Genomic DNA, 16,127 nt, shown 5'->3' on the forward strand with positions numbered 1-16,127 from the left:
GGCAGGTAGGCAGGTACCGTGACTTCCAATCACCTGGAGACTTTGCAGAGTCCCGCCATGACTTCAGCCACCGCTGGGTTGAACCTCAGCGACTCGGTGTACGAACGCCTGCTGCGCGAGCGCATCATCTTCCTCGGTACCCAGGTCGACGACGACATCGCGAACAAGCTGTGCGCTCAGATCCTGCTGCTGTCGGCAGAGGATCCCAGCCGGGACATCTCCCTCTACATCAACTCGCCCGGCGGGTCGGTCAGCGCCGGTATGGCGATCTTCGACACGATGCAGTTCGCCGAGTGCGACGTCGCGACGTTCGGAATGGGTCTGGCCGCGTCGATGGGCCAGTTCCTGCTCTCCGCCGGGGCCAAGGGCAAGCGCTACGCCCTCCCGCACGCGCGGATCATGATGCACCAGCCGTCCGCCGGAATCGGTGGTACCGCCAGTGACATCGCGATCATGGCCGAGCAGTTCGCGCACACCAAGCGCGAAATGGCCGAGCTGATCGCCGAGCACACCGGTCAGACGGTCGAGCAGATCACCGCCGATTCGGATCGTGACCGCTGGTTCACCGCGAAGCAGGCACTCGAATACGGTTTCGTCGACCACGTCGTCTCCCGCGCGGCGCAGGCGGGCGGGACCGGGCAGTAGCAGCCCGGCTTCCTCACTGACCGCTCCCACACATCCCTTGGAGAACTGATGACCAACCTGTTCGATCCCCGCAGCCTGGGAGGCCAGGCGCCCGCAGGCCCCCAGTCGCGTTACATCCTGCCGTCCTTCATCGAGCACTCGAGCTACGGCGTCAAGGAGTCCAACCCGTACAACAAGCTGTTCGAGGAGCGCATCATCTTCCTCGGCGTGCAGGTGGACGATGCGTCGGCCAACGACGTGATGGCTCAGCTTCTCGTTCTCGAGTCGCTGGACCCCGATCGCGACATCACCATGTACATCAACTCGCCGGGTGGCTCGTTCACCTCGCTGATGGCGATCTACGACACCATGCAGTACGTGCGCGCCGACATCACGACGGTGTGCCTCGGCCAGGCGGCCTCGGCTGCCGCGGTGCTGCTGGCGGCCGGTAGCCCCGGCAAGCGTCTCGCCCTGCCGAACGCTCGTGTCCTCATCCACCAGCCCGCCACCGGCGGCATCCAGGGTCAGGTCTCCGACCTCGAGATCCAGGCCGCCGAGATCGAGCGGATGCGTCGCCTGATGGAGACCACCCTCGCGAAGCACACCGGCAAGGACGCCGACGTGATCCGCAAGGACACCGACCGCGACAAGATCCTCACGGCCGCCGAGGCCAAGGAATACGGAATCATCGACGACGTGCTCGAGTACCGCAAACTCAGCGCCCAGAAGTGATTTCCTGCCGCCCCGGCTCGGGCGACACGCCGTGACGGCGCGGTTGCCGCGAGCCGGGTGCGGGATCGGCAAGGCTGGCTTTCCCGGAAGATCGGTGCGCGAATCACCGACAACCAGTCGACCTCGCTCGCGATCTGCGGGTACGGTCACATAACGGGCTTTCGTTTTCGGTCGGTGCGCGCACGGCGTGGGATCGGTTCGATGGTTGCACGTAGACGAAGGAAGTAGGGACCTGACGAGATGGCACGCATCGGTGACGGCGGGGATCTGCTCAAGTGCTCTTTCTGCGGTAAGAGCCAGAAGCAGGTCAAGAAGCTCATTGCTGGGCCTGGGGTGTACATCTGCGACGAGTGCATCGACCTGTGCAACGAGATCATCGAAGAGGAGCTGGCCGAGTCCAGCGAGGTGAAGCTCGACGAGCTGCCGAAGCCGGCCGAGATCCGCGACTTCCTCGAGAACTACGTGATCGGCCAGGATGCCGCCAAGCGGACTCTCGCCGTTGCGGTCTACAACCACTACAAGCGCATCCAGGCCGGCGACAAGGGTCGTGATGCGCGCGGCGAGACGGTCGAGCTGGCGAAGTCGAACATTCTCATGCTCGGTCCCACGGGCTGCGGCAAAACGTATCTGGCTCAGACGCTGGCGAAGATGCTCAACGTACCGTTCGCGATCGCCGATGCGACGGCGCTCACCGAAGCCGGCTACGTCGGTGAGGACGTCGAGAACATTCTCCTCAAGCTGATCCAGGCCGCCGACTACGACGTCAAGCGCGCCGAGACCGGCATCATCTACATCGACGAGGTCGACAAGATCGCCCGCAAGAGCGAGAACCCGTCGATCACGCGGGACGTGTCCGGCGAGGGTGTGCAGCAGGCTTTGCTGAAGATCCTCGAGGGCACGCAGGCCAGCGTGCCGCCGCAGGGCGGTCGCAAGCACCCGCATCAGGAGTTCATCCAGATCGACACGACGAACGTCCTGTTCATCGTGGCGGGGGCGTTCGCCGGCCTCGAGCGGATCGTGTCCGATCGCGTGGGCAAGCGCGGCATCGGTTTCGGTGCGGAGGTGCGGTCCAAGGCGGAGATCGACACSCAGGACCACTTCGCGGAGGTCATGCCGGAAGACCTGATCAAGTTCGGGCTCATCCCGGAGTTCATCGGTCGTCTTCCCGTGGTGGCGTCGGTGACGAACCTCGACAAGGAATCGCTCGTCCAGATCCTGTCCGAGCCGAAGAACGCGCTGGTCAAGCAGTACAACCGGTTGTTCGACATGGACGGCGTGGAGTTGGAGTTCACCACGGACGCGCTCGAGGCCATCGCCGACCAGGCGATCCTCCGCGGAACCGGTGCTCGTGGACTGCGCGCGATCATGGAGGAAGTCCTGCTGCCGGTCATGTACGACATCCCGAGCCGTGACGACGTCGAGAAGGTCGTGGTCAGCGCCGAGACGGTCAACGACAACGTGCTTCCGACCATCGTTCCGCGGAAGCCGGAGCGGGGAGAACGCCGAGACAAGTCCGCCTAGGCGGGAGCGCGCTGTATCCTGGGTGCGAACTAACTCACTAGTTCGTACAAATGGAGGTAAAGCGCGCGATGACCGCTCCCGGACCGATCTTTGTTCTCAACGGCCCCAACCTGAACCTGCTGGGGCAACGGCAACCCGAGGTGTACGGGCGGGAGACGCTCGACGACGTGGTCGAGTTGTGCCGCACGGCCGCTGCGAAAGCCGGACGTGAGATCGTCGCGCGGCAGTCCAACCACGAGGGCCATCTGATCGACTGGGTGCACGAGGCCCGGACCACGGCGTCGGGCGTCGTGATCAACCCCGGCGGTTTCACGCACACGTCGGTGGCGTTGCGCGACGCCCTGGTGACGCTCGAGGTGCCGCTCGTCGAGGTGCACATCAGCAACGTGCACGCCCGCGAGGAATTCCGGCACCACTCGTACGTGTCCGGAGTCGCGACCGGTGTGATCGCCGGACTCGGCATTCTCGGCTATGCGCTGGCCGTCGACTTCATCTGCAACAAGGGCTGACGCCACATGGGACGACAGGTTCGTACGAGCGTTGCCACGGTATCCCTGAGCGGATCGCTGGAGGAGAAGGTCACCGCGATCGCGGCAGCCGGGTTCGACGGATTCGAGGTGTTCGAACCCGATTTCGTGAGCTCGCCGTGGTCGCCGCGTGAGCTGGCTTCCCGCGCAGCGGATCTCGGACTCACCCTCGATCTGTATCAGCCGTTCCGCGATCTGGACTCCGTGGACGACACGACGTTCGCTCGCAACCTGATCCGAGCCGAGCGCAAGTTCGACATCATGGAGCAGCTCGGCTGTGACACCCTACTGGTGTGCTCCTCGCCGTTGCCCGAGGCGGTGCGGGACGACGCCCGCCTGACCGAGCAACYCCATACCCTCGCCGAGCGGGCACACAGCCGGAGGCTCCGCATCGCCTACGAGGCGCTGGCCTGGGGCACGCACGTCAATACGTACCGGCACGCGTGGAAGATCGTGCAGGACGCGGATCATCCGGCCCTCGGCACCTGCCTCGACAGCTTCCACATCCTCTCCCGCGGCGACGACCCGTCCGGCATCCGTGACATCCCGGGGGAGAAGATCTTCTTCCTCCAGCTCGCCGACGCGCCCCGCATGTCGATGGACATCCTGCAGTGGAGCCGGCACCACCGGAACTTCCCGGGGCAGGGAAACTTCGATCTCGCGACGTTCGGCGCGCACGTCCAGGCCGCCGGATACACCGGACCGTGGTCGCTCGAGATCTTCAACGACACGTTCCGGCAGTCGTCCACGGGCCGCAYGGCCGCCGACGCTCACCGCTCGCTGCTGTACCTCCAGGAGGAGGTCGCACGCGTGCAGGCCGAGCACGGTGAGGACACCGGTCGCGGTCTGGCCCTGTTCGAGCCGCCGCCGCGCGCACCCCTCGAAGGCATCGTGTCGCTCCGGCTCGCGGCCGGTCCCGGCAAGGATTCCGACCTTCGGCAGGCGCTGCAGCACATCGGATTCCGTCTGGTGGGCCGCCACCGCAGTCACGACCTCCAGCTGTGGCGGCACGGCCGGATGACCATCGTGGTCGACGCGACCGCGGGCACCGTGTGGACCGCTCCGGGTCTGCCGGCGCACCTGCCGGTGCTCACCCAGATCGGTATCCGGTCGAGCGATCCCGACGCGTGGGGTGAGCGCGCCGCGGCGCTCGAGGTCCCGGTGCACGAGGTCCTGTTGCCCGGTGTGGACACGGCCCCCGAATCGGATGTGGTGCGTCTGAAGATCACCGATGCGACGTCGCTGGATCTGCGCGGCCCGGGCAGTGCCGCCTCGTGGCAGTCGGCGTTCGATCTGTATCCGACGGAGTCGCGCTGGCAGGACGAGGTGCCCGTGTTCACCGGGGTCGATCACGTGGCGCTCGCCGTGCCGTCCGACAACTGGGACGGCATCATGCTGCTGCTCCGTTCGGTGTTCGCGATGGCGCCGCACGAGGGCCTCGACGTCACCGACGCGGTCGGCATGATGCGCAGTCAGGCCCTGACGATGGATCAGACGGGTGCCGACGGCATCGACCGTCCGCTGCGCATCTCCCTGAACATGGTTCCGGGTGCGGTGTCGGGCAACTCCCACATCGCCGCGGCCCGGCGCGGCGGCATCAGCCACGTCGCGTTCTCGTGCACGGACATTTTCACCGCCGCCGCGACCATGCAGTCCAACGGTTTCGAGCCCCTCGTGATCTCGCCGAACTACTACGACGATCTCGAGGCCCGCTTCGGACTCTCCCGCGAGCTCCTGGACCGGATGAGTGGGTCGGGCATCATGTACGACGCCGATGCCCATGGCGAGTTCTTCCACCTGTTCACCCAGACGGTGGGCGCCGATCTGTTCTTCGAGGTGGTGCAACGCGTCGGCGGCTACGAGGGTTACGGGGACGCGAACTCCGCGATGCGTTTGGCGGCCCAGTTGCGGGCCGCCGGCTGAGTGGTCGATTCGAAGGTCACGGAGCCCGCGGTCACGACCGCGGGCTCCGTGACTTCTGACACTTCTCGTGCGTGACCACTGTCGTCGATGTGCGCTCACGGGGTGCATGTGACTGATGAGACCGGAAAATCCGGTTCGGGACGCGAGATCGCCGCACATTCGTCAATGCGACGCGCAGGATTTGGCCCGATCCGTACTAACCTGTGTCGAAACCGTGACCGTTTCGTTATCGATCACGAACTCGACAGAGGAATGTGGTTTTGGCTCTACACCCGAACACCGTCCCGCACGCCCGGCGCACCCGGCGCCTCCGTTCGACAACGACCTCCCGTAGACGGCTGGTCGCGACCTCGCTGGCGGCCGCTGCACTGCTCGCATCCGGGGGGATCGCCTCCGCGGCCACCGGTGAGGTAGCGCAGGCGTCGACCGAGACAGGCGTGTCTCTCTCGACACCGCCCCAGTTCCTGCAGGTCACGCGCCCAGTGCCCGTCGACTACGCCGAGCAACTCCAGCGCGCCGCCCAGCGTGAGGTCGAGCGGCTCGCGTTCGAGAAGGCCGAGGTCGAGCGGCTGGCTCGCGAGGCCGCAGAACAGGCTGCACGCGCGGCTGCGGCCGCGGAAGCGGCACGTCGACCCGCTGTGCTGGTCCCGGCCGACGGCACCTTCACCTCGGGCTTCGGTCCGCGGTGGGGCACAAACCACAACGGCATCGACATCGCCAACTCCATCGGCACCCCGATCAAGGCCGTCACCAACGGCACTGTGATCGAGACCGGTCCGGCGTCGGGATTCGGATTGTGGGTCCGCATCCAGCAGGACGACGGCACCACCGGCGTGTACGGCCACATCGACCAGTCATTGGTGTCGGTCGGGCAGCAGGTCCGGGCCGGCGACCAGATCGCCACCATGGGCAACCGGGGTCAGTCGACCGGACCGCACCTGCACTACGAGGTGTGGGCGGTCAACGGAACCAAGATGGATCCGGCGGGCTGGTTCCAGTCCCGCGGCGTGCCCGTCCCCCAGGGGCAGGGCTAGGCGCTGATCCACGCCGTCAGGGCTGGTTGTACGGGGTGACCACCCGGATGGGTGAGGCGGCGGTCGCGACACCGCCGAGCGCGCCCCGGGCCTGCAGCAACATGCGGCACGCCAGATGGGCATCGGCCCGGAGATCGTGGTGCAACACGGCGGAGAGCGTGCCGGCCCGCAACAGCCGCGTGTTGTCCTCGTCGAGGTCGTGGGCGATGAACACGCGACAGGTGCGGCCGGTGCGTTCGAATGCGCGGGCCGTGGCCACGTTGCCGCCGCCGATCGAGTAGACGGCCGCGATGTCCGGGTTCTGCTCGAGCGCCCGGAGCACCAGGCTCTCGATGGTCGCGTCGAGTCCGTCGCTCTCCGCGATGTCGATCACCGCACGGTCGATGCCGAAACTTCGCAGTGCGGCGCGGAACCCCATCTCCCGTTCCTCCTCGCCACGGAAGGCATTGCTGCTCAGCGTGATCAGGACGGAGGACGACAGGTCGCCGAGCCACTGGTCGACGAGGTACGCGGCAGTCGCCCCCGCGGCCCGGTTGTCGATCCCGACGTAGCCGGCCCGCGAGCTGCCCGGAACGTCGGTGGCATAGGTGACCACCGGTATCCCCGCCGCGGTGAGCCGGTCGATGGCCTCGACGACCTCGATGGAGTCGGGCGCCTTCACGATCACGCCCTGTGTGCCGCGGGCCCCGATCCGACCGAGGGTCTCGACCATCGCCGGTGTCGAGCCGGTTTCCCGGAAATGGAACCGCGATCGCACGACGGCGGGGGCGAGAGCGGGCAGTTCCGCTTCCACGGCCGCGCGGAACGCGGTGGTGAAGCGTTCGGGGGACTGCATGACGACGTCGACGAGGAACTTGCGTCCACTCAGCTTCAACTGGGTGCGTTGTTTGTCGAGATCGCGGATCGCTTGCTGCACTTCCGCTCTCGTCGATTCCCGTACGCCGGGGCGTTCGTGGAGCACGCGGTCGACGGTGGCCTCGCTCAACCCCGACTGCTGGGCGATCTCACGGACCTTGTAGCGGTGCTTCACGGCCGCCTCCTGAGGTGAAAATGATGGATTTCTGCTGTTGTTTGCCGATCACATCACAGCAAGACTATCTCCATGACCATCACGACTCCTCCGCCGACCGGCCGGCGTGAGTGGATCCGCGACTCCGACTGCGACCTCGACGCGTTTCGCGTCTCCGTGGATCGCTCGACGAACCTGGCCGACTACCCGTTCGCTCACTCCGTGGAGCAGAACGTCCTGCTGTACCGCAGTGACGTGCTGAAGCCCCACCTCGACGACGCGCAGTCCCGCCGCGCCGTGCAGACCGAACTCGGGCGCGCGCTCACGGACGGTCCCGGAATCGTGGTGTTCCAGAATGCCTTCAGTGATCTCGGCGTACTGGATCGCGCCACGGAACAGTTCGACCTCCTCATCGCGCAGCAACACGCGTCGGGTGGTGTGGTGGGTGACCACTTCGGCAAGGCGGGCGCCAACGACCGCATCTGGAACGCCGCGCAGAAGCTGGCTTTCGGCGCCCCCGATGTGTTCGCCGAGTACTACGCCAACGACATCCTCGCGCTGATCTGCCAGAGCTGGCTGGGCCCGCTGTATCAGGTGACGTCGCAGGTCAACGTGGTCAACCCCGGCGGCGCCGCGCAGGTGCCGCATCGCGACTACCACCTGGGCATCGTGCCCCGGCACGAACTGGCCGAGTATCCGGCGCACCTGCACCGGATGTCGGCCACGCTGACACTGCAAGGGGCGGTGGCGCACTGCGACATGCCCGTCGAGAGCGGTCCCACCCTGTACCTGCCGTACTCGCAACTGTTCGAGGCGGGCTACCTGGCGTTCTCCCGGCCGGAGTTCGTCGAGTTCTTCCGCGCCAGTCATGTTCAGCTGCCGCTGAGGAAGGGCGACGCGGTGTTCTTCAACCCGGCGCTCTACCACGGCGCAGGCCACAACCGTTCGGACGCGCTCCGGCGGATGGCCAATCTGCTGCAGGTCTCGTCGCCGTTCGGCAGGGCGATGGAGGTGCTGGACCGGGAGGCCATGGCGAACGCCGTGTACCCCGCCCTGCTGGCACTGCAGAGTGCCGGGGCGAGTGAGCGCACCCTCCGCAATGCCGTCGTCGCGACGGCCGAGTGTTACCCGTTCCCCACCAATCTCGACCACGATCAACCGGTGCACAGTCTCGCGCCGGCCACTCAGGTGGACACGGTGTGGGAAGCGTTGCGGGAGAGCGTCGATCCAGTGGTGCTCGCAGAACGTCTGTCCGCGCAGACCGCACGGCGACAGCCGTGAGCGGGATTCCCGACGCGGCCACATTGTCACTACAACAGCACCGACCGGTGCGATGGGATGAAAGAGGACGATGACGATTCGACTTGCAGGTGCGCCCATTTCGTGGGGAGTGTGTGAGGTGGAGGGCTGGGGTCACCAGCTCGGCCCCGGCCGGGTGCTCGCCGAGATGCGTGACGCCGGCCTGGCTGCCACCGAACTGGGTCCGGACGGATTCCTCCCCTCGGATCCGCGCGAGCTTACGGACACTCTCGCCCGGTACGACCTGACTGCGGTCGGGGGATTCGTTCCGGTGCTGCTCCACGATCCGGATCATGACGCGGTCGCTGCGGTCGGCGGGGCGATCGAGTCACTCGTCGCGTCGGGGTCGGAGGTGATGGTCCTGGCGGCGGTGACGGGAGCCGTCGGTTACGATTCGCGACCGGAACTCGACGACTCGGGATGGAAGACGTTGTTGCGCAACCTCGACCGCCTGTCGTCGGCCGCTGCCGACCGCGGGCTCCGGGCGGTCATTCACCCCCACGTGGGGACGATGATCGAGAACCGTGCCGAGGTGGACCGCATCCTGGACGGCTCGTCGATTCCGCTGTGCCTGGATACCRGGCACCTGCTGATCGGCGGCACCGACCCCCTCGACCTCGTCACCAGGGCCCCCGAACGAATCGCCCACGCGCACCTGAAGGATGTCGATGCGGCGCTTCTCGCGCGGGTCCGGGTGGGCGARCTCACCTACACCGAGGCTGTCGCGCAGGGGATGTACACGCCACTGGGCACCGGGGACGTGGATATCGCCGGGGTGGTCGAGCGGCTGCAGAATCAGGGCTACGACGGCTGGTACGTCCTCGAACAGGACACCATTCTCGCGTCGGAGCCGGAGGACGAAGGTCCCGTGCGCGACGTGGTCAAGAGCGTCGAATACCTGAGGAGCATCACGCGGTGAGGCCGTCGCCTCTGCGCTGAATCGTGCCGGCGGGGCGCGGCTACGACCGGGCCGGACCGGTCGTGCCGCGCACCACCAGGTGGGGGTCGATCACGAAATCCTGCGGGTCGAGGTCGTCGTTCTCGAGCCGGCCGATGGCGAACTGCACGGCGTGCCGCGCCAAGCCCTCCGTGTCCTGCCGCACGGTGGTGAGGTCGATCCGGGACAACTGGGCAAGGTGGCTGTCGTCGTACCCGACGATCGAGATGTCTCCCGGCACGTCGACGTGAGCGCGGGTGAACACGTCCATGAGACCGATGGCGCAGCGGTCGTTGCCGGCGAGCACGGCGGTCGGCAGGCGGTCCTCGGCCAGCAGGGTGTTCGCGGCGGCGATGCCTGCGTCCTCGGTGTGCTGGCCGGGAATGACGCGAATGTGGTCGGAGAGGTCGTGCCTGCGCATCGCCGCGAGGTACGCGCGACGCCGTTCGGGTGAGCCCGGGTCCGCGCCGCCGTCGACGTGCACGATCTCGCGATGCCCGAGTTCGACCAGGTGGTCGACGGACTGCCGGATGCCCTTGGCGTCCGCTGTCCGCACGGTGTCGACGGCGGTGTGAGGGAGTGCGCGGCCGACGACGGTGACGACGGCACGGTCCGCGAGTGTGCGCAGATACGCCACCTCGGAGAGCGGGCCGAGCAGGATCAGGCCCTCGCACCGGTGGCTGAGGAGGGCTTCGATCGCCTTGTGTTCGTCTCGGGTGGGTGCGCTGGCGGAGAGCAGGACTTCGTATCCGGCGGCCTCCGCCTCCGCGTAGACGGTTCCGATCAGGTCGGCCTGGAACGTCTGGTGGACGTCGATGAGCACGCCGAGGGTGCGGCTGCGGCCGCGCGCGAGCATGCGGGCGGCCCGGTCGAGCCGATAACCGAGGTCGTCTGCAGCCTGGAGGACGCGATCCCGGGTTTCGTCGGACGCTCCGGGCTTGTTGCTGAAGATCAGTGACACCAGGGTGCGCGACACCCCGGCCCGCGTCGCGACATCGGCCATCGTGGGGCGTCGGTGCAGGGCGGCCGGTAGCCGCTCCGCACCGTCGTGCGCGGCGGCTCGATCGTCGAGCATCTCGATCTCCCTCGGTTGCGTCGTCAGGGGGCGCATTCTCACGCAGCCCGATCTCTGCCCTTGACACCCTCTGTGATTCACATCATAGTAGATAACTGAAGCGCGTTAGTGAAGCGCTTCAGTTCAGCAAACTACGCCCCTTCGGCTGCATCGAGCCGAGCGCACTCGGGCGGTATCGACACGTGAACTGATCTTCCGTGTCGCGATGCGTGAGCATTCCCCAGAAAGGCCAACACCTGATGTCGACAACCCACTCGGCTGCCAGTGCCCGCGGAAGCGGCGGCGCTGCGCGCAACGAGCGCAGTCACAAACGCTTCCTGACCAAGCTCACCGTCATCTCCACGCTCGGCGGCCTGCTGTTCGGCTACGACACCGGTGTGATCTCCGGTGCGCTGCTCTACATGAAGGACGAGCTGAACCTCAGTGCCGTCGGCGAAGCCACCGTCGTGAGCTCGCTGCTCTTCCCGGGTGCCGCCGTCGGTGCGCTGCTCGGAGGCCGGCTGTCGGACGCTCTCGGCCGCAAGCGCACGCTCCTCGTCTGTGCGGGTCTGTTTCTCGTCGGCGCCCTCGGGTGTGCGATGGCCCCCAACGTGGAGATCATGGTGCTGGCGCGGATCGTCCTCGGTCTCGGTGTGGGCGCCGCCGCCGTCACCTGCCCGCTCTACCTGGCCGAGATGGCGCCGGTCGAGCGTCGCGGGCGGATGGTGACCATCAACGAACTGATGATCGTCACCGGTCAGATGCTCGCCTTCTCGATCAACGCGCTACTCGATCACCTCATCGAGGATCCGACGGTGTGGCGGTACATGCTGGCCATCGCCTCGGTGCCCGCAGTTCTACTGATGCTCGGCATGCTCGTGCTCCCGGATTCACCGCGCTGGTACGCGTCGAAGGGCCGGCTCGCCGAGACGCGCAGCACCCTCGAGTTGAGCCGCAGCGAGTCGGACGCCGCAGTCGAGTACGCCAGCATCAGCCTCCATGCCGCCCGCGACCGGAACTCGAAGGTCAGTGGCGCCGTCCACTATCTGCGCGACTACCCGTGGATGCGCCGGATCCTCTGGATCGGCTGCGGTCTGGCCATTGTGCAGCAGGCGACGGGCATCAACACGGTCAACTACTACGCCCCGACGATCCTGGAACAGAGCGGGTTGGGTGTGAGCGCGTCCCTGGTGGCCACCATCGCGGTCGGTGTCACGTCGGTGGTCATGACAATTCTCGGAATCATCCTGCTGGGCTACGTGAATCGTCGCACGATGCTGCTGACCGGCTTCATTGGTGTGGCATCCTCGCAGGCCGCGTTGTCGCTGGTGTTCCTGCTGCCCTCATCCACGGGTCGCAGCTACATCATCCTCGCCGCGATGATGGTGTTCGTCGCCTTCGTGCAGTGCTTCATCGGAACCTGCGTGTGGTTGCTGCTCTCGGAGATCTTCCCGATGGCCATCCGCGGGTTCGCCATGGGCATCGCGGTCTTCGTGCTCTGGACGACGAACGCCTTGATCTCGTTCGTCTTCCCGATCCTGAACTCCGTCCTCGGGTCCACCGGAACGTTCGGCCTGTTCGTCCTCGTCAACCTGGTATCGGTGTACTTCGTGTACCGCTTCGTCCCGGAAACCAAGGGGCGCAGCCTCGAAGAGTTGGAGGACCGGCTCGGCGCAGGCAGGCCCGACGCGTCCGCTGCGGGCAGCACCGCCGCCGTCGCCGCCCACTGATCGCACGCTCTCACGCACCGGTGCCGCCGCCGTCGGGTGGTGGTGCCGGTGCGTGGTGGTGTGTGGCTCGTCTCCCGTGCAGTTCGTTCAAGTATTTCGCGTCCTGCTGGTCGTGGGAGCGCTCGGTGAGCAGTCGGAGGGCACAGGAGCGCTGTACCCCGCGGATGTGGTTGTGGGTGAGTTCGATTGCTGCCCCTTCGGGTTCGGTTCGGATGATGTCGCCGCGCGGTGTGGTCCATTCGAGGTTCCCTGCCCCGGTCTGGCGGACGGTCCAGGAGCCGTCGGTTTTCAGCCGGTGGTGGCGTCGGCACAGGCACGCGAGATTCGACTCGACGGTGAGACCACCGTTCTCGGGGTGGTCGTGGTCGAACGGCGTCGTGTGGTCGATGTCGCAGAGCCGCGCCGGGACTGGCAGTTGGGGATGCGGCAGTTGCCGTCGCGGGCCCGGATCCTGCGGCCGAGAGCCGTCCCCGGTGCGTAGGTGAGTTCGGGTTTGGTTGCTGTGTTCCGGATGTAGGTCACGGGTATGCCGTGAGTCTTCTGAACGGGACTGATCCCGAGGACGTGCCCACCTGCGTCGCCTTCGGTGGCCAGCGTGTGGATGCGCTGGAAGACACCGTCGGCGGCCAATGTACGCGCGGAGTCCGCTGGGGGTACCTCCCTGTACGAAGTACTTGGGGGCAGATCGGCCCGTATCCCTCGAGGTGGGCGGGAAGGTCGTCGAGTCCGAGGAGTCGAGGCGTTGACGACGACCTGAATGAGAAGTGCCGCAACCGCATCGCGAGGGTGTGGGCGTCGGCTGCGGGAAGGTGTCCGTCGAGGTAGGCCATACCGTTCTCCGCGGGGCGGATCCATACGTCGCGATCGGCGACCGCGAGTGTGCTGCGGTGGGCGATGCTGTCGGGGTCGTGACGGGCGATGAGGTATGGGAACCGGAGTGGGCCGGGTTGATGCCGCGGCGCTCGTCCTCGTCGCAGCAGAGGTCGTAGAACTCGGTAACCGCCACAACTTGGCGGGCCGATGCGGCTCCGCGCCCGTGAGTGCTCGAGGAGTCCAGAGACTCGTCAACCACGCACGGGGAGCGGAGCTCCGCTCAGCAGCGCGTCCCTTGCCATCGTGGCGGCCCCGATCCGCTGGGCCGATTCGCCGAGTTGGGTTTCCCGGATGCGGGCGAGGGGGCGGTGTCCGGAACCGGTTGCGAGAGAAGCGTAGACGTCGCGCGCGTGGTCGAGGAACAGCGGAGCCGAACCGCTGACGCCGCCGGAGATGACGACGAGATCGGGGTCGTAGACGTCACCGACCATGGCGAGTCCGACGCCCAGCCACCGGGCGAACTCCTCCATGGTGCGGACGGCGAGCGGGTCGCCGTCCCGCGCGGCGCTCGCGATACGGCGGCCGGTGAGCGAGCCCGGATCGCTCGCGACCTCGCGTGCGAGGACCGTCGAACTCGTCGGGTCGGCGGCGAGGAGTTCGATGGCCGTGTCGACGAGCGCGGTTCCGCTGCAATACCGTTCCCAGCACCCCCGTTTGCCGCAGGCGCACGGTCTGCCGCCCGGCACCACCTGGAGGTGGCCCAGTTCGGGAGCGACGCCGTAACTGCCGCGGTAGAGCGTGCCGTCGATGAGCAGCGCCGCACCGATGCCGGTGCCGATCGCGACCATCACGACATTGCGACCACCGGCGGCGGCACCGAACCGGTGCTCCGCCCACGCCGCCGCGTTCGCGTCGTGTTCGAGGACCACCGGCAGTCCGAGCCGGTCGCTCAGGTCGTTCGCGACCGGCACGTTCTTCCACGGCAGGTGCGGGGCGAAGCGCACCGTGGTGAGGTCGGAGCTGATGAATCCGGCCACGGCGAGACCGACGGCGGCGATCCGATGACGGGACGCGAGCTCGCRGACGGCGCGGTCGAGCGCGTCCTCGAGGGCTTTCGCCGACTGCGGTGTGGGTGCCTGGACGGAGTCGAGTACCTCGCCGGTCTCGTCGACCACGCAGGCACGGATACTGGTACCACCGACGTCGATGCCGACGGTGAGAGCGGAAGCAGGCACGGAGGGGACGGTACTCACCGTGCGGAGGCCGTCGCCGCCTCGGGTACCGCCCGGGAAGAATCCTCCCAGGCATCGAGCCGGTTGATCGCCGTCCTCGCGACCACCTGTTGCTCCGTGACCGCCAGGTGTCCCCGAGTTCTGCCCAGGAACGACCATGTCCAGGACATGGCGGTCGCGAGTCGGCTCTTGAATCCGACGATGTAGACCAGGTGGATCAGGAGCCAGAGCAGCCAGGCGAGCAGCCCGGTCAGTTGGAGGCGGCCGACCTTCGCGACCGCGTGGAAGCGGGAGATCATGGCCATGCTGCCCTTGTCCGTGTATCGGAACGGGGTGCGTTCGGGCTTGTCGCGACCTTTCCGGTGGGCGCGCACCTCCGCGGCGATCAGCTGCGCGGCGTAACGGCCGCCCTGGATCGCGACCTGCGCGACACCGGGAAGGCCGTCGCGGTTCATCATGTCCCCGACGACGAAGACGTTGCTGTGGCCGGGCAGGGTGAGGTCGGGTTCGACGAGGACACGGCCCGCGCGATCGGTGGCGGCGCCGGTCTGTTCGGCCAGTTGCCGGCCCAGCGGACTGGCTGCGACACCTGCGGACCAGATCTTGCAGGCGGCCTCGATCCGCCGCTCGACGCCGTCCTGGTCGCGGACGGTGAGTCCGTCGTCGTCGACGTCGGTCACCATCGCGCCGAGCTGGATCTCGACACCGAGATCCTCCAGCGTATCGGCGGCAGCACGACGCAGCTTCTCGTCGAAGGGCGGGAGCACCGTGGGCGCCGCGTCGAGCAGGATGATCCGCGCGTCACGGGGATCGATGGTGCGGTAGGCGCCGGCGAGAGTGCGGTGCGCGAGCTGGGCGATCTCGCCGGCCATCTCGACTCCGGTGGGGCCGGCGCCGACCACGACGAACGTCAGGAGTCGCGCCCGCTCGGCGGGATCGGTGCTCACCTCGGCGCTTTCGAAGGCGCCGAGGATGCGGCCGCGCAGTTCGAGGGCGTCGTCGATCGTCTTCATCCCGGGTGCGTGCTCGGCGAAATGGTCGTTGCCGAAATAGGATTGGCGGGCGCCCGCCGAGACGACGAGGCTGTCGTACTCGGTGACGGTGGTGCGGCCGCGGTGTGTGGACGTGACGGTCCGGTCGGCGACGTCGATCGTCTCGACTCCGCCGATCAGGACGGACGCGTTCTGCTGGTCCTCGAGGACGAGTCGCGTCGCGGGCGCGATCTCACCCTCGGACAGGATTCCCGTCGCCACCTGGTACAGCAACGGCTGGAACAGGTGGTGTGTCGTCCGATCGATCAGAGTGACATCGACGTCCGTCCGTTTCAGGGCCTTGGTGGCGAAGAGGCCGCCGAATCCCGATCCGATGACCACGACCCGATGACGGCGGGCGAGAGAGGTGTCGCTCATGAAGTTCCTTTCGATCGAACGGACTCCGCGCCGGACCGCGGACGGTCCGGCGCGGAGAACCAGTACCTATGCGTTCTGGGGGAATCCGAGGTTGATGCCGCCGTGGCTGGGGTCGAGCCAGCGGGTGGTGACGACCTTGCCGCGGGTGAAGAAGTGCACGCCTTCGGTGCCGTGGGCGTGGGTGTCGCCGAACAGGGAGTTCTTCCAGCCCCCGAAGGAGTAGTACGCCATGGGGACGGGGATGGGGACGTTGATGCCGACCATGCCGACCTCGACCTCGTTC

The 16,127-nt window shown here is 67.1% G+C and carries 16 protein-coding genes; 10 read left to right on the forward strand and 6 right to left on the reverse strand.

All coding sequences use genetic code 11. From position 1 onward, the window contains the following. Positions 1 to 57 precede the first annotated feature (57 nt). From AC1D1G_RS29030 to AC1D1G_RS29055, 6 genes are all read left to right on the forward strand, one after another. A complete protein-coding gene (locus AC1D1G_RS29030) occupies positions 58 to 645 on the forward strand; it encodes an ATP-dependent Clp protease proteolytic subunit (protein WP_105417063.1) in 588 nt (195 codons plus the stop codon). Between the two features lie 48 nt (positions 646 to 693). Next, a complete protein-coding gene (locus AC1D1G_RS29035; protein ID WP_037236299.1) occupies positions 694 to 1,356 on the forward strand; it encodes an ATP-dependent Clp protease proteolytic subunit in 663 nt (220 codons plus the stop codon). Between the two features lie 240 nt (positions 1,357 to 1,596). After that, positions 1,597 to 2,877 carry an ATP-dependent Clp protease ATP-binding subunit ClpX gene (gene clpX / locus AC1D1G_RS29040; RefSeq protein WP_005248181.1) on the forward strand — a complete coding sequence of 427 codons (1,281 nt, stop codon included), beginning with the start codon at positions 1,597 to 1,599 and terminating at the stop codon, positions 2,875 to 2,877. 68 nt (positions 2,878 to 2,945) lie between these two features. Then, positions 2,946 to 3,386, forward strand: a complete 441-nt coding sequence (gene aroQ, locus AC1D1G_RS29045; RefSeq protein ID WP_005248177.1) for a type II 3-dehydroquinate dehydratase — start codon at positions 2,946 to 2,948, stop codon at positions 3,384 to 3,386. Positions 3,387 to 3,392: 6 nt separating this feature from the next. Next, on the forward strand, positions 3,393 to 5,327 hold the full coding sequence (locus AC1D1G_RS29050; RefSeq protein WP_477954764.1) for a bifunctional sugar phosphate isomerase/epimerase/4-hydroxyphenylpyruvate dioxygenase family protein: 1,935 nt from the start codon (positions 3,393 to 3,395) through the stop codon (positions 5,325 to 5,327). Between the two features lie 260 nt (positions 5,328 to 5,587). Beyond that, positions 5,588 to 6,361, forward strand: coding sequence for a M23 family metallopeptidase (locus tag AC1D1G_RS29055; protein WP_105417192.1), 774 nt, complete (start codon positions 5,588 to 5,590; stop codon positions 6,359 to 6,361). A gap of 16 nt (positions 6,362 to 6,377) precedes the next feature. Here the strand turns inward: AC1D1G_RS29055 and AC1D1G_RS29060 are convergent, their stop codons facing one another. Further along, complete coding sequence (locus AC1D1G_RS29060; RefSeq protein ID WP_477954765.1) at positions 6,378 to 7,391, reverse strand: LacI family DNA-binding transcriptional regulator; 1,014 nt, start codon at positions 7,389 to 7,391, stop codon at positions 6,378 to 6,380. Positions 7,392 to 7,463: 72 nt separating this feature from the next. Here AC1D1G_RS29060 and AC1D1G_RS29065 point away from each other — a divergent pair, with 72 nt between their 5' ends. Further along, a complete protein-coding gene (locus AC1D1G_RS29065) occupies positions 7,464 to 8,651 on the forward strand; it encodes a phytanoyl-CoA dioxygenase family protein (RefSeq protein WP_283333582.1) in 1,188 nt (395 codons plus the stop codon). 70 nt (positions 8,652 to 8,721) lie between these two features. Continuing rightward, complete coding sequence (locus AC1D1G_RS29070) at positions 8,722 to 9,588, forward strand: sugar phosphate isomerase/epimerase family protein (RefSeq protein WP_477954767.1); 867 nt, start codon at positions 8,722 to 8,724, stop codon at positions 9,586 to 9,588. A 40-nt stretch (positions 9,589 to 9,628) separates the two neighbouring features. On the opposite strand, the gene AC1D1G_RS29075 is transcribed toward AC1D1G_RS29070, so the two are convergent. Then, positions 9,629 to 10,681, reverse strand: a complete 1,053-nt coding sequence (locus AC1D1G_RS29075) for a LacI family DNA-binding transcriptional regulator (protein ID WP_283333584.1) — start codon at positions 10,679 to 10,681, stop codon at positions 9,629 to 9,631. A 239-nt stretch (positions 10,682 to 10,920) separates the two neighbouring features. Here AC1D1G_RS29075 and AC1D1G_RS29080 point away from each other — a divergent pair, with 239 nt between their 5' ends. Both AC1D1G_RS29080 and AC1D1G_RS29085 read left to right on the forward strand, forming a co-directional pair. Next, positions 10,921 to 12,390: a sugar porter family MFS transporter gene (locus tag AC1D1G_RS29080; RefSeq protein ID WP_477954768.1), complete on the forward strand. Its 1,470-nt coding sequence runs from the start codon at positions 10,921 to 10,923 to the stop codon at positions 12,388 to 12,390. 76 nt (positions 12,391 to 12,466) lie between these two features. Continuing rightward, complete coding sequence (locus tag AC1D1G_RS29085) at positions 12,467 to 12,871, forward strand: hypothetical protein (protein ID WP_477954770.1); 405 nt, start codon at positions 12,467 to 12,469, stop codon at positions 12,869 to 12,871. A 37-nt stretch (positions 12,872 to 12,908) separates the two neighbouring features. Here AC1D1G_RS29085 and AC1D1G_RS29090 read toward each other — a convergent pair whose 3' ends face one another. The 4 genes from AC1D1G_RS29090 to AC1D1G_RS29105 form a co-directional block, all read right to left on the reverse strand. Next, on the reverse strand, positions 12,909 to 13,412 hold the full coding sequence (locus AC1D1G_RS29090; RefSeq protein WP_477954775.1) for a DUF222 domain-containing protein: 504 nt from the start codon (positions 13,410 to 13,412) through the stop codon (positions 12,909 to 12,911). A 42-nt stretch (positions 13,413 to 13,454) separates the two neighbouring features. Beyond that, positions 13,455 to 14,456, reverse strand: a complete 1,002-nt coding sequence (locus AC1D1G_RS29095) for an ROK family protein (protein WP_477954771.1) — start codon at positions 14,454 to 14,456, stop codon at positions 13,455 to 13,457. Further along, on the reverse strand, positions 14,453 to 15,844 hold the full coding sequence (locus AC1D1G_RS29100; protein ID WP_283333587.1) for an NAD(P)/FAD-dependent oxidoreductase: 1,392 nt from the start codon (positions 15,842 to 15,844) through the stop codon (positions 14,453 to 14,455). Before AC1D1G_RS29100 ends, AC1D1G_RS29095 begins: the two co-directional genes overlap by 4 nt. A gap of 66 nt (positions 15,845 to 15,910) precedes the next feature. Next, positions 15,911 to 16,127: aldehyde dehydrogenase family protein (locus AC1D1G_RS29105; RefSeq protein WP_477954773.1), on the reverse strand; the 217-nt coding region annotated here is incomplete at its 5' end.

Source organism: Rhodococcus sp. P3_B8, from assembly GCF_056402775.1.